The organism is bacterium, assembly GCA_039961635.1.
Lineage (GTDB): Bacteria > 4484-113 > 4484-113 > JAGGVC01 > JAGGVC01 > JABRWB01.
On record JABRWB010000084.1, the window covers coordinates 1 to 14,308 of the forward strand.

General features: G+C 53.8%; 12 protein-coding genes. 2 read left to right on the forward strand and 10 right to left on the reverse strand.

The genetic code is table 11. The features are described 5' to 3' along the window. On the reverse strand, positions 1 to 1,468 hold a 1,468-nt coding region (locus HRF49_11270; GenBank protein MEP0815227.1), incomplete at its 3' end, for an AAA family ATPase. 110 nt (positions 1,469 to 1,578) lie between these two features. Here HRF49_11270 and HRF49_11275 point away from each other — a divergent pair. Both HRF49_11275 and HRF49_11280 read left to right on the forward strand, forming a co-directional pair. Beyond that, a complete protein-coding gene (locus HRF49_11275) occupies positions 1,579 to 2,451 on the forward strand; it encodes a glycosyltransferase (GenBank protein ID MEP0815228.1) in 873 nt (290 codons plus the stop codon). Between the two features lie 72 nt (positions 2,452 to 2,523). Continuing rightward, entirely contained in the window at positions 2,524 to 3,432 is a 909-nt protein-coding gene (locus HRF49_11280) for a fructose-bisphosphate aldolase (protein MEP0815229.1), read from the forward strand. Positions 3,433 to 3,474: 42 nt separating this feature from the next. Here the strand turns inward: HRF49_11280 and HRF49_11285 are convergent, their stop codons facing one another. From HRF49_11285 to HRF49_11325, 9 genes are all read right to left on the reverse strand, one after another. After that, positions 3,475 to 4,464, reverse strand: a complete 990-nt coding sequence (locus HRF49_11285) for a type II secretion system protein (GenBank protein MEP0815230.1) — start codon at positions 4,462 to 4,464, stop codon at positions 3,475 to 3,477. A gap of 102 nt (positions 4,465 to 4,566) precedes the next feature. Next, positions 4,567 to 5,571, reverse strand: a complete 1,005-nt coding sequence (locus tag HRF49_11290) for a prepilin-type N-terminal cleavage/methylation domain-containing protein (GenBank protein ID MEP0815231.1) — start codon at positions 5,569 to 5,571, stop codon at positions 4,567 to 4,569. A 63-nt stretch (positions 5,572 to 5,634) separates the two neighbouring features. Then, entirely contained in the window at positions 5,635 to 6,657 is a 1,023-nt protein-coding gene (locus tag HRF49_11295; GenBank protein ID MEP0815232.1) for a prepilin-type N-terminal cleavage/methylation domain-containing protein, read from the reverse strand. Positions 6,658 to 6,854: 197 nt separating this feature from the next. After that, complete coding sequence (locus HRF49_11300) at positions 6,855 to 7,769, reverse strand: malate dehydrogenase (GenBank protein ID MEP0815233.1); 915 nt, start codon at positions 7,767 to 7,769, stop codon at positions 6,855 to 6,857. Positions 7,770 to 7,902: 133 nt separating this feature from the next. Further along, on the reverse strand, positions 7,903 to 9,990 hold the full coding sequence (locus HRF49_11305; protein MEP0815234.1) for a hypothetical protein: 2,088 nt from the start codon (positions 9,988 to 9,990) through the stop codon (positions 7,903 to 7,905). A 93-nt stretch (positions 9,991 to 10,083) separates the two neighbouring features. Beyond that, positions 10,084 to 10,617 (reverse strand): hypothetical protein, encoded by a 534-nt coding sequence (locus HRF49_11310; GenBank protein MEP0815235.1) that lies wholly within the window; start codon positions 10,615 to 10,617, stop codon positions 10,084 to 10,086. A gap of 6 nt (positions 10,618 to 10,623) precedes the next feature. Then, positions 10,624 to 11,151: a pantetheine-phosphate adenylyltransferase gene (gene coaD, locus HRF49_11315; protein ID MEP0815236.1), complete on the reverse strand. Its 528-nt coding sequence runs from the start codon at positions 11,149 to 11,151 to the stop codon at positions 10,624 to 10,626. A gap of 139 nt (positions 11,152 to 11,290) precedes the next feature. Continuing rightward, positions 11,291 to 13,135 (reverse strand): hypothetical protein, encoded by a 1,845-nt coding sequence (locus tag HRF49_11320; protein MEP0815237.1) that lies wholly within the window; start codon positions 13,133 to 13,135, stop codon positions 11,291 to 11,293. Between the two features lie 78 nt (positions 13,136 to 13,213). Then, positions 13,214 to 14,239: a hypothetical protein gene (locus tag HRF49_11325; GenBank protein MEP0815238.1), complete on the reverse strand. Its 1,026-nt coding sequence runs from the start codon at positions 14,237 to 14,239 to the stop codon at positions 13,214 to 13,216. Positions 14,240 to 14,308 lie beyond the last annotated feature (69 nt).

Genomic DNA, 14,308 nt, shown 5'->3' on the forward strand with positions numbered 1-14,308 from the left:
GCCTTGCAGGCATATTTATTCCGGGCATCATGCTAGAAACGATTTCGGCGCAATCCGCGGCCGAAAGCGGATGGAGTTCCATCGAGAAGAATCCCGCGAATTCCTTCCAATCCTCCGGAACCGGCGTGTCGTTGCGGGAAAGCGCCAGCAGAAATACCGGAAGCGAAGATTCAACTTCCGAGGCGATTGTAAGCAGCCCCGACAACGATGCGTCATCCGCCCACTGGATGTCGTCCACGATGATCAAAAGCGGGCAAGCGGAAAGTGATTTTTCTCTTTCCGCGATCGCCGAAAACAAATGCTTAAAAGCGATTTTCCGCTCCGTTTCGAGGCTCGCCGCATCCATTTTTAGCCTTGGATCATCGTATTCCAAGCCAAGAAGATTGCCTATAATCGGCAACGTGGATGCGCAGGCCGCTTGATCCGCCGAATAGCGCGCAAGCTCCTCTATGCCCAGAGTGAGTTTTTCCCGCGTCACATCGGCTTTTTCAAGTTCGTCCATCTCCCAATACTGGCGCAGCAGGCCCGTTATCGCGTAATACGGCCGGGTCGTGTAGGAAGGATTGCCAGTTTTTAACGCCCGCAATCCAGGCCGGGAGCGCTCCTTCAACACCTGGCGGAATTCATACGCCAGCCTGCTCTTGCCGATTCCGGGAACACCTTCAATCAAAACAAGCTGGTTCCCTTCCCCGCCGCGCTCGCACTTTTCATAAAGGGAAATAAGCAGCTCAATTTGCTCGGAGCGGCCGACGAATTTGGTTCTTCCCGCGAAGGCCGATCGCTGCCATCTTTCAACAGAGCAGTGATTAATCCCACGGACAACCGCAACCTCAACAGGCTCGGCCTTGTTTTTAACATATATCGGATCGCGGTCTTCGTATATGAATATGTCGCCCAGATATTTTTTCGTACCTGCGGTAATGAGCAATCCGTTGACAGGCGCATTGGCCTCCATCCGCTGGGCGGTGTTCACCGTGTCGCCCATTACGGTAGTGTCCTTGTCTCTGCCCTCTCCTACGGAGCCGTAAACAACTTCGCCGTAATTTACTCCAATACGCAGCCCCAGCTCAATCCCCTTCGGTTTCAGCAGCGAGTTGATTTGTTCGAGCCGGTCAAGCATCGAAAGCCCGGCCCGGATCGCAAGTTCGCTGTCGTTGTCCCCCGCGACCTCGCTGCCGAAAACGGCCATGATGCAGTCGCCGATGTATTTGTCCACTAGGCCGTTGTACCGCTTGATTTCCTGGGTGAAGATTTTGAAGCTGTGGTCGATTATGAGCTTCACCTCTTCCGCGCGCAGCTTTTCCGAAAGCGCGGTGAATCCTTTGATGTCGGCAAAAAGCACAGCGCAATTGCGCACCTCCCCCACGGCGAGCTGCGTTATTTGGTCCTCTGCGACAGACTCCTCACTCTGGCTCGATATCTGCGCGAGGCCCGAAAGCAGCTCGTCAAAGCCCGATTGGAGGTCCAAACTCAAATGCGATCTTCCTTTGCGCCCGCGGTTCGGCGAACCGCGATTATAACACCGCCATTTTTCCAATCCCGCGCCGGATTGCGTTTTTGCTAGAATCCAGGCGTCCTGTGTTTAGTTACGCGTCGCCAAAGGAGTGGACGATTGTCATACCGCATTACACGAATGCGGAAAGGACCCTTGGGCTCATCGGCGCGATTCGAAGCGCATCTCCTGAAAATTCAAACCCCGAAGTCGTCGTTGTAGATGACTGCAGCCCCGACGGAAGCGGCAAAATCCTTGCCCAAGCACAAGAGACACTTGATTTCAAGTTGATTGTAAACAGTAAGAATCTCGGATTCGGGCCGGCGCTCAACAGGGGAGCAGCAATCGCGATGGGAAGGCTGATCGCGTTTTCAAACTCGGATATCGAATTCGACGCAGAATACCCTTTATGTAATGTGCTGGATGCACTATCGAAAGCACTCGCGGAACCCGATATCGGAGCCGCGATGCCATTGATATTCAACTCCGCGCTTGCCGAAATCGAGAACCTGAACGAAATATGGGCGAACCGCGGCCTGCTGTGGCTGAAACGGAAACCGAAACGGGAGGTCAATGCGGATCTGGAGGATTCGGTTTTATGCGGCGCTTTTTTTGCTATGCGCAGGCAGGATTTCCAGAAGCTTGGCGGATTCGATCCGATTTTCGCTCCATATTTCTGGGAGGATGTCGAACTTGGCGCAAGGATCGAGGCCGCCGGAATGCGCGTCGTCGCCTGCGGAGAGTCCATGGTTTTGCATCGCCACGACGGCAGCATCGGGCCAAGCGCCGGCTCAAAAAAAAAATGGGAAGTAATGCGCAGCAATCAGCTTAAGTTCACCCGAATGTGGGGCGCGGAATACGGAGTCAAAGCAGGCGGATTCTGGAGATCGCTGCGCGCTTTTCGAAGCTTTGCAAAGCGGGAATTTGGACTTGGACTTGAATATATCGGTCTTAGATGATTCTGTTTTGAGCGTGTTGTAAGATATGCATACTTGCGGCGGGCCGACCGCCGCAAAAGAACGGAGGAATATATGAGCGAGTATTACAAGCGTCCGAAACTTGATGAACTTGATCTGCCGCTTGGCAAGCGCGTCAGGCTGCACAGGATGATGTATGAGCATGGCCCCGGCAACGGGAAGCTGCTTATCCTGCCGATAGATCAAGGCTTGGAGCACGGCCCGATTGATTTCGTTTCGAATCCGGAATGCAAGTTCCCGAAGTACCAGTACGAGCTTGCGAGACGCGGAGGCTATTCCGCCATCGCTTTGCATTACGGGCTGGCCTCCAAGTACCTCAAGGAGTACGCAGGGGAAATTCCCCTGGTGCTGAAAATCAACGGAAAAACTTCCATCCCCGGCGACGCACAGGCATTCAGCCCGCTGACAGCAACGGTGGAAGACGCTGTCAGGCTGGGTGCCGACGCCATAGGCTATACGTTGTTTGTTGGCAGCCCAGCGCAGGGTGACGACATCGGCCAGTTAACCGATGTCCGGTGCGAATGCGATCGGTATGGAATGCCGTTGATCGTCTGGGCGTACCCGCGCGGCGAAGCAATCGAGCGCAAGGGAGGTCGCGATCACTTTTATGCTGTTGATTACGCGGCCCGCGTCGCGGAAGAGTGCGGTGCCGACATCGTAAAAGTAAACCTGCCCAAACTGAAGTACGATTCGGCAAAAGTCGGCGAGCCTCCGCAGGAATACCGGAATCTCGACATACACGAAGCAGAAGCATTCAAGCGCGTGGTTCAAAGCGCGGGCCGAGCTTTCGTGTTGGTTAGCGGCGGCAGTAAAGTGAGCGACGACGATCTGCTTACAAAGGTTCGATGGAGCATGGAAGCAGGCGCCACCGGCCTCATTTTCGGGCGCAACATGTGGCAACGCCCCATGGAAGAAGCGCTCGCCATAACCGCCAAAGTCAAAGAAATAATGGCCAACAGCTAGCGGCGCGAAACCACTTTGAAATTGCAGAACGCCAAGATACCGCTAGGCTTGGTCGCCGGGTGACAAGGTTTCACTGCCTCCCGAGGAAAGTACAACTATGGCTCCGTCGCGGGTGCCGTCCTGGCCGCCCGGACCGGCATTTACCGGCGCGTCCGGGCCGGTTCTTGTTGTTCGGCAATGCTCCTCAAATTCACCATAAACGTCGTAGACGTCCGTTCCTTTGTTCCAGAGCGCGCCGTAGCCAACCAGCTTATATCCAATAACCCAAATCGGCGGATCTTGAAGCGACGGATCCACGGTTCGATCCACCGAGTTCGGATTGTAGTCGCCCCAACTTTTGTTGTCGCGGTTAACCGTATAGTAATAAAAGTTACCGAGAAGTGCGGTGGATGTTTCTCGCACGCCGCCGGGATTTAGCTGATTCGTCGCCTGATCGTGCGGGTAAACCGGATACAAATACTTCCAACCGGGATGTCCCAACGGCCGCAGACCCTGGTTTTTCGGCGGGCCGCCCGATATTTCCCACATCAGGTTGTTGTTTCTTCCGCCTGTATCTCTCTGGGATGTGACTCCGTCGCTTCTTTGATTGATCGGGCCGCGAGCCGGAGCGTTGTTGCGATCTACGTTATTCGTGAGCGTAAACGGATTGCGGGGATATTCGCCCAGGTAGCCGTATTCCAAAAGCGCGTCACCGTCGCCGGGACCGGCGGGCTCACACCAGCCGGGCCGGGAAGTAACCATTTGGCCGCCCAATTCAAAGCCGTCATCCGCAGTGAGCTTGTCCCAGGATTCCTGGCTGATGGTCCAAGAGTCCGTAAAATCCCCCCCGTATATCCATGGGGGATAAACGCCTTGATTGTCGGTTGAATATTGCTCAAGGGCGAGCTGAAGGGAATGCAAGTTCTGTTTGACCTGCGATTCCTTGGCTTTGTCCTTGATGCGCTGGAAGTTAGGTATTGCAAGGCTCACCAGGATACCTATGATCCCAACAACCACCAGCATTTCAACCAATGTAAATCCACGGTTTTTCATGGCTATCAGCCCTCGATTATAGTGCCGGGGAACTGCCCTCGGACAAATCCTAAGGACAATTCCCCGGTCAGAAGTGCTTAATTGAAGTATCCGGATCGAAGCTTACTGACCCGCGTCGTCAAGGTTCGTGCTCTTTGCGTCGCCGCCTGAATCGAGAACGACGATCACACCGTCCTTGATACCGTCCGGGCCTCCGCGGGACTGCGTAGAAGTATTCGGAGCGTTCGGCGTAGTCGGACAAGGCAGGCCTACTGGCGGGGTGCCGTATTCGCAAGATGCGGTACGCGCCTTATCCGGCCAGTTTGCATTGCGGTCGTAAACATCCATCGCCGCATTCAGCTTCATACCGAATGCGCACAAGTGGTACCCCGCCGGCTCGCCGGTAGCGTTGTACCAAATCCAGTTGTACTTCGTCGAAGCGAAGAACGTGTAATACAGGAAGTTGCCAACCAGAAGCGGCTGGCCCACCGACGTGAACGAAACCGGCCACCTGTCCGGGTCGGTAAGACCGCCGGTAATGGTGTAAACCGGTATCACATATTCGTCACCACTGAAATGGAGACGTTGGGCCATCGGCGGACCGAGAATTTCAACCATAAGGTTGTTTTCGATACCGCCGATTTGGTCTCTGCGCATTCCCGATGGATCGGCGCAGAAGCTGCAGGCCGGATGGTAGTGCTGAATCCGGCGGCTGGCTACCGCCTCGCCCTTTCTGGTGGTAATGATGAACGCGTTCCTTGGGGAGCGTTCGAGATAGCCCTCCATAATGAGCGTGTCGCCGAAACCGTTCGGCGCAATTTGAAGATTCCTCTTTGAGGGAGGAAGCTCGTTAATATCTTCATCCGTGATGTTCAGATCGTAATAGCGCTGGTTGATGGTCCAAGAATCTGACCAGTCGCCGCCGGCAATCCAGAAAGGATATTTGCCGCTTTCGTTGTCCGCGGAATATCTTTCCAGAGCGATCTGAATCGCATGAAGATTCTGTTTGGTCTCGGCCTCGCGGGCCTTGTCCTTGATCTTGATGAAGTTCGGCAGCGCAATCGCCACCAAAACGCCGATGATCACTATGACCACCAGCAATTCAATCAGCGTAAATCCTCTCTTCAACCTAGGTCACCCCCTGGTGAACTAAACAACCAAAACACTATCCAAGCGGAAATTACCCAACCGCTAACCTGCGTCAGCTTCACCCATTCCGGGCTTGACGTCAAGTCCGCCGTTCAGGTAAATGATGTAGAAGTCTCCCCAGCCGTCGCCTTCAGTCCAAGGCTTGTACTGATTGGCAGCGTTGTAGGGGTTACGCTCTTGGCCGTTCGTCAGATATCCGCAACGCATTTTGTGCGATGCGGCCGAGTTGAACGGACTTGCATTGGGTGTATCCCTGTCAACGTCGAATCCCTTGTTTGTCGCGGAACCGACGCATCCAAGGTCGTAACCGGTAACGTCATTGGAGAAAATCTCGTAAGCCGTGTCGATTTGGCCGCCAAGCCACTGGGTAACTGTTCCCCATCCGTTACCAGTGTCTCTCCACTGCCAATAAAGGTGCTCCCCGTTAGTCGCCTGGTCGCCGAAACGCGGGTGGTACCAAAAGCCTCCGGGATAGTTGAGGGCGACTTCGTTCTGCTGTGTAGTCAGAACCATGTTGATCAGCACGCCTTCACCGTACGGGTTGAGGCCGAACATCAACTTGCCGTCAACTCCGCCGTAGGCGTACCACCATTGCCATCCCCGTTCGGCGCCGTTTTGGCCGTATTCCCAAGCCTGGCTGTCGCCGGTGAACGGATTCTTGGGATACTTGGTCATGTAGCCCTCAAATATAAGGGCGTCGCCCATTGGAACGTTCCTATCGGTCCCGTACACGAAGTTGTCATACGGGTTGCGGCCGTTTGTACTCCAGCCACCGTAGTACTTGCCATACCGGGCCCAGACCGTGCCGATGTTGATTAGCGCGTCCCCGCCGTAAAGATAGAAGGGGTAAAGACCCTCGTTGTCCGTGGAGTAACGCTCCAGGGACAACTGGATGGAGTGAAGGTTTTGCTTCACTTCCGCTTCCTTGGCCTTTTCCTTAATCTTCAGAAAGTTGGGGAGGGCGATGGCAACCAAAATCCCGATGATGACGATCACCACCAGGAGTTCGATTAGTGTAAAACCGTTGCTACGCTTGAACACTTGACCCTTCACCTCCTGCAAAATGTAGGGATTGGATGGTTTAGTTGCCCACCAACACCCAGCCCGAGACCGGATTCGGGCTGCTTCCCCGGTGGCACAAGGCAACTCATCTTATTATATCGGACACTTTCGGGTTTGTCAAATATCATGGCCCAAAAAAGCCGCCAAAAAGAAAAATTTTTTTCGGCGGCCCTGACGCCCGCCAAGCTGTTCCCTCAAGCCTAGATGGTGTCGTACGTTTCCTTCAAAACCTGCGCCGCCTTGGCCAGACCGTCCATCTCGGCGGCTTCGATTTCGAAATCCAAGTATCCCTCGACTCCGCTCTTCCCCACCACCGTGGGCAAAGACAGGGCAATACCGGAGATTCCGTACTTGCCATCTGGATCCGTGGAAATGGGCAACACGGCCTTGCTGTCGGTGGCGATGGCTTTTACCACCTCGGTTATGCTGATTCCGACGGCCCAGCCCGCTCCGCCTTTCTTTCTGATGACCTCCGCGCCGCTTTTTTTTGTCTCTTCAAACACCGCTTCGATGTCGGACATCGAAACGCTCCTTAAGCAGCGGAACAGAATGCCGCCGTAGGAAGCCTGGCTCCAAAGAGGTACCATTGCATCGCCGTGCTCGCCGACTATGTAGGCATTAACGTCCAGGGGATTCCATCCAAACTTCGCCGCCAAAAGGCTCCTGAACCTGACCATGTCCAGGACATTTCCAAGGCCGAATACCTTTGTGCGTGAAACGCCGCTTTTCACCAAAGCGCGGTAGGTTAAAACATCCACGGGATTCGAGACGACGAAAATCATCGCGCCGGGGGCGTACTTGACTATACCCTCGATCGTTTCGTCCAGAATTCCGACATTGACCCGGATCAAGTCCAAACGGCTTTGGTCGGGCTTTCGCCGACTCCCCGCCGTGATAACGACTATATCCGCCCCGGCAACCTTGGAAATGTCGCCGCTGTCGAAAGTGACATTACCGACCAGCGAAGTGGCATGCCTCAAGTCCAGCGCTTCGCCGTCAGCAACGTCGGTCAATACATCTACCAGCACAATTTCGCGGGCGTAGCCGGAAAGAAAAAGCGAAATCGCAAAGTTGATTCCGACGCGCCCTGCGCCTCCAACAATCGCAACTTTCATTTCAAGCCCCAAAAAGTGGATTTGCCACCGCATTATACTTCGGGCAAATCCTCCCTTGCAGCAGACATGCCAGTTCGTGAAAAAAATCCCCGGGTTTCCCCGGGGATTGATGAATACATAAGCAAGCCTGAAACTACGGAATAAATACATCCGTATCAATCTTAGTTTCGGTGGTTGCGGGGTCGTAGTGGACCGGCAGGACAAACGTACGGTAATTAGCATCGGCATCAACGAAGATCCTAAGATCGCCGCCGTTGCCGTTCTCGAAGAGCACGTATTGAGCGCACCAAGGCTTCACGATTTGAGGAGGCGAATCCACCGGATAGTATTCAGGGGTCCGTGGGAAACGATGAACGTTTACGCCGGGCAAAACATCGCTTGTTTCGCCGATACGCCCCTTCATGTCAAAGGTGGCATAGCGGAACCTCGGGTCTCCAAGCGGAACCCTTTCGATGTACTCATCCAAAGTTTCATCATCGTTCATCGGAGGCACATCAAGCCCGTCTATATAGTTCGCCAGAATCCACTTTTCAAAAGTGAATCTCGGGGTTTCGCCGGTTGCCTGCTGAAGCCTGTCGAGAATGTTGCCGGGCGTAGTGTAAAAGTACCGGATGGTGCCCGGTCCGTAATGTTCGAGAACGTAAAGCATGTAAAGGAACCAAGTGGCGTATAGAGTGCTTTGGTTCTGGTCGATCGAAACGTCGTTGTACATCGCGTTGACTTCCGGATTGGCCATGAACTCCTCGAGCTGGTTGCGGAAAAAGCCGATGACGTTGTTCTTTTCGATCGAATACCCGTTCAAGTAAATGGACAACATTGAAAATCCCTCGTTCAGCCAAGTCGAGTTGCTGACCGAATTGTCGGCATGAAGTTTGTGCTGAAACTCGTGGGCGAGAACGGAAAATGCTCCGGACCAATCGTCGCTGTCATCCGGGAAGTTAGCGGGATCGAGATATATAGTGCTGAAAGCGTCCCAGTTGATTTCCGGGGCGTCCTGATACGGGCTTGATTGGTCGGGATCTTCCTGCGGACGGTTTTGGGGAGAGATGAAGAATCCGCCGCCGCCCGGTGCGACGCCGTTCAGAATCGCAATGATGATCCTGTTATCTTTCTCGATTTGGTCGTCGCGCCTGGGCTCTTCAAAACCAATCAAGTTGCCGTCGTCGTCGAAATCATCGGGAGTCAAACGGATGGACCGATCTGGCGCGAAGTATATCGTTTCCTCGTTGTATGTACGGACCGGGCCGAACGCCGCTTGGGTAACCGGGAAAATTTTCGAATCGAACTCCTGGATCAAAGATTGAATTCTTTGATGGGTGAACTTGGTGCCATCCGGGTAACCGTTATTGATTTCCGTGGAAAGGAAAACATAGCAATGTGCTCCGACGCCAATCAGGCGGCCGTCCTGGAATTGATAAATCCACGGCCATTGAAGCGGTTCTTCCGGCGGCTGGGTTGCCGTGGGATCGTCAATTGGCGGCATTTGTATGGTGGCTTCAACTGCGGTGAACGTGCGCACAACTCCTTTGGAAAGCGTTGATGGCCGCCGCGTAACTTCGGTAACCTGGTCGAGGTAACCGGTCTGCCGCGCATATTCCAGTTCGCGCTCACCCAAAATGCTGGGATCCAATTTTTCGTCGGGACCGAATTTAATTCCCTTATAGGGAGTGGCCGAAACGTCGAACACTTCCGGGGCGGGCGCCGAATCGGTGCTGCTTGTAACTTTTTGGAGATTGTCCGCAGTGAAGTAATACGTTGAGTTCGGTAATTGAAATCCCAAACCCTTTGATGAACCGACAGTGAAGTTCAGGTAAAACGGATCGAGGTTGGTCGTAACCAAAACCGCTTTCTGCCCTGCCTCGAAATTCTTCAACACCAAAGTTCCGAGCCCGGAGCTGTTTTGAGGCAGCACAAGGATTGAACTGCCGAACTCCTCCTCTGCGACCTCATCGTCGCGCGGGCCGGAAATGACAGGAGGTTTAAAGGGACTCGGCCTGCCGTCGTACTGGTCGACTCCAGAAATCTCGGGAGGAACCCCGCCGTTATCGTAGATATTTATGTTGCCCGGAGGATTTGTGCCGGGATCGGTCGGAGCCTGGCTGGGACCGCCGGTGTCCGGAGGCGCGGTAGGCGCGCCGGAGCCTCCGCCACACGATGCCAGAGCAAACGTTAACACGACAACGCAGATGACGACCAACGCACTCAAGTTAGCCCGATTCATCAAGTTCACCTCGATTTGTACAATCCGCATTCGGGGCAAGCCCCGCTTTACCAGTACCAGTATACCCAATTGGAGCCGAAAACTTACCCGAATTCAGGCATCGGGAGCATTATCCGCGCTTTGTGCCGAAATCTGGGCAAGTTCCTTCTCCAGCAGTTGTTTTCCGTTCTTTACCGTGTTCAAAGATGCCGTGAACTGGCGTTCCAGCTCTTCCATCTTGACATAAACGTATTCAAGCGCCTCGAGCCTGATTTGGCCGCCTCTCACCTCGGCATCCCGGATGATTCTATCGGCTTCTCTGTGTGCTTGGCGGACAATTTCCTGCTCGCTCGTCATCTCGTCAAGCCTGCGCTGGGCAGTCTCAAGCACGTGCTGGGCTTCCTCGTGCGCATTCCGGAGTATGTCGTCGCGCCTGGCGAGAATCTTTCGGGCCTCCATCACTTCTTCGGGCTGGGATTCGACTAATTCGTTGCAAATATTGATGAAGTCCTCTTCCGGTATGATGGCTTTGCCGCCGGTCCAAGTAATCCAAAACGAGGGCCTGTCGGCAAGCTCGGTGAGCTTGTCCACCAGCTGCTCGATCCTGCTTTGCGGACGATCGTGCTCAGATTTCCCTTCTTTCGCCATTCGAGGTTAACCTCCACCCTCACCGGAAAGATTTGTTCCTCCGTCGGATTCACCTGCGGAACGGAACTTCCTTTGCAGTGCCGTCAAAACATCGGGCGGGACCAGTCCGGAAACATCTCCGCCGAGCGCCGCGACTTCCTTGATCAAGCTGCTCGAAACAAAGTAATAATCGCTGCATGTACTCAAAAACACGGTCTCCACTTCCGGCGCAAGCTTGCTGTTCATCACGGCCATTTGGTACTCATACTCGAAATCACTGATTTCACGGAGACCTCTGATGATAACTTTGGCCCCCATACGGGATGCGAACTCCACAAGAAGGCCGCTGAAACTTGCCGCCTGCACGTTTGAAAACTTCGCCGCCGCATGCTCGATGAAGCCAAGCCTTTCTTCGAGTGAAAACGTCAGCGACTTGCGGCCCCCCGACGAAGCAGCCACGATCACCTTTTCAAACAAATTCGCCGCGCGATTTAGAATGTCCAGGTGGCCGTTGGTAAACGGGTCAAAACTGCCGGGGTAAACCGCAACAATCATTCAAATTCCGCCAAGAAAATGCCGGCGCGCAGGCGACCGGAACAAGTTATATACATATAATATTTCTGCGGTTTTGTCAACTTTTGCCGGATGAACCAGCGCGGCGGTTTTCAAAACTGCCAATAACAAGGGTAATTTGTTAGAACCTAACAATAACCAGGTAATTGCCGCCCGGCTCGCAAAGTTCGGGCAGACCTTCCGCCACCGCGTCGCCCGGGAACGGATCTTCCGGGTCGGAAAGCGAGCTTTTCAGCACCACGAGACGGTATCTTCCTCCGGTGAAGCTGTCGAACACCGCTTCGCCCAAGGAATCCACTTTGCGGAAGGAAGTCAGTAAGTCTGATGGATTGTCTACCGGAGCCTCGCCTATTGTGCTGTTATCGACACTTGCGGCGGAGTGCCCCAAGCATTGAAGGCCGACAAGCGCGGTCCAAACCGGGGTTGAATCGTCAAGAACGCGCACGCGTAAGGTAAAGGTGCCCGCGCCGAACTCTCTTGCAGAAGCGAGTTCTTCCTCTGCCGCCGACAGTCCGGCTTCGTTGATTTTGCTTTTCAGATTCCCGCGTTTCAAAAACAGCTCGGTTTCGGCGCGAATGGGATTCAGCAGTTCCTCCGCCATTACAAACTGTCCGCGGTGTGTAAGTTGCTTTGCCAGCTCGATTTTCAAAGCCGTGGGGGGGAAACTCATAGCGCCGATCGCTTGGGATAAATGGTTCAAGCCGTTCTCGTCCACGATGCCGTGCACAAACCAAGGCAGCGCAAAACTGACGGCAGTTTCCCTGTCGGCAGCTCCCAGCCACTTGAGGGAAGCAACGGGCCATTGCCAAAGTTCCAAATCCACGTTGTTCATCGCTGATGAAAGCATATCTGCGCCTGCAAGCGAATCGAAATCGGTAGGCAACGGCCCAGTCAATCCCCCTTTTAATCCACCAATCCGGCTTTCCAGTAATTCCCGCAATCGCGGCTCTATCTCCAGCTCAAGTTTGGATGTACCGCGGTGCGAGACGATGTACGCCGTTCGGCGATATGAATGTTTTGAAGGGGGTGGAACTTGAAAATGCCGCGCCACGCCGCCATAAACCTTGGGAGCGTCTGCGGAAGCAACAGCGTATTCTCCCGCGCTCTGGGCATCCCAAAGCAGGTACGCTGCGGGAATCGCTACGACTATGAGCATAAAAACAATGCCTTTAACTTGAACGTGACCGCTGTAAAATGCAAGCGATTCCATCAAAAGGACAAGCCCGCCCAGCAATAACAATCCGGAGACAAGTTCGTTAAGGGCGGCGTATTTTGCGCCCAAATATGGGAACGCATAAGAGGCATTTTCGATCGAATATTCCACTACCAACCTTGCCAAATAGGAATACTGTATTTCAAAGAAGACGAACGCGGCGCAAAAGTAAACTATAAGCGTGCGGCCGAATCGAAACTTTTCGCCCATCCAAATCGCGAACAGCGCGACCATCGCCGCTCCGAGAAGAATGTGGATTATATTTGGCTCAAGCATCAGGGGATTCAGGTTTTCTTGTTCTCCGTGTACATCCATAATCCAGCTCATCGCGTTCACGAAAAAGCCGATTACAAGCAAGCCGAACAAATAAACAATCCAACGCCACGTGAAACGCTTGAAAAGCGAAAAAACACAGAGCAGCAAAAGCACGCCCGCGCCTGCAAAAGTTAGATTGGAGGTGAACGAAGGCGAACTGCCATATACTTCGGCCAAGTCCAGCAGCCATCCGGGAGCCGACGGAGCGTACGAGAGTGGATCGTATTGTGTAAGTGCTTTCCAAGCAGCCTCGGAGCCGGCGATGTATGAAGAAAACAGACTGAAAATGAGTATCGCGATGACAATCCAAACCAAGTGCCCGGTCGTGTCCGGCTTCTCGGCAGCCTTGGCTACTTCGGTGCGAAGTTCGCCGATATCCGACCTGGCGCCCGTTGCGTTTTGCTCGTCCGAATCGGTTTCAAACTTATCGCTACGCATGGCCAACCTTCCTCTAAATCGCTGCCATATGCAGTCTAGGCAGGATATCACAGCCGAGCATCCCGCAAGAACTCCCGATTAGCGAAACAGCCCGCGAATGAGTTCCCATATCCTATCCGCGCCGCGCCCGTCCACGACCGCGGGGCCGGCCTTAGCCATCGCTTCAAGTTTGCCTGTCGATAATAGAAACGAATTTATCGCCAAGTCTAGTTTTTCGGGAAGGTCTGGATCAAATACAGCCGCGCATCCCCTTTCAGCGAGCAATTCGGCCGTGCGCCGCTCGTGGTTCCTTGCAGGAATTACCAGAGATGGAACCCCTGCCGATGCGCACTCGAGCGCGGTCATTCCTCCTCCCGTTATCGCCAAATCCGCCCATCGCAAAACCGACACGATATCCACACCCCAGCCCAGGTTCCATCCAAAACGCCGCATGCGCTCGCAAATTACAGCGTAATCCGGATGATCGCGGGACGCTAGCACGAGCACTGACAACCGGTGCATTCCTTGCGGTGATATTCCTTCTGAATCCTGCAATGACCTTTCAAGTGCCTGTAACACCCGCAGCGTGGAACGGGTTGGATCCGCTCCGCCAAGCGAAACAAGTAAATTAATCCCTTTCGAAAAGCTTCGCTTTCTCCTTGCGGCACCAATCCCCTGCGGAATGACTACGAACTCAGGGCCCGTCGCGACTATTCCATTGTCCTGCCTGGATATACCTCCGTTCCAGTCGCCCAACACCGCGTTCACCAAAATAGATATTCCATCGCAGCGACGCGAATCGTCGTCGAAAACGATTGTAGGAATCTTTTTTGCAATTTCAGTCTTTAAATCCGCAAGCTCGCTTAGACAGTCGAACAAAACAGCGTCCGGATTTGCCTTTGCGATGGTTCGAGATAAGTGCAAAGAGGCGGATGCCACCGAGTCGAAAGGAATCAATTCCGGCTTTCCAGAGCCGGGTGGCAAAGGAAGATTTTCAAGATCTGTAACAATCGCGAGGTCGGTCGAAAACTCTTCGGGCGCTTGCTGATAGAGGTTGACCAGCCTTACGGCGTGTCCGGTATGAAATTTGCCCCCGGCAAGCGCAATGCCCAAGATACGGAACACGCACCTAGTATACCAGCGCCTTTATATCCAAGAGCCGGATATATCAAGCATCGAAAACAAATAATCAAC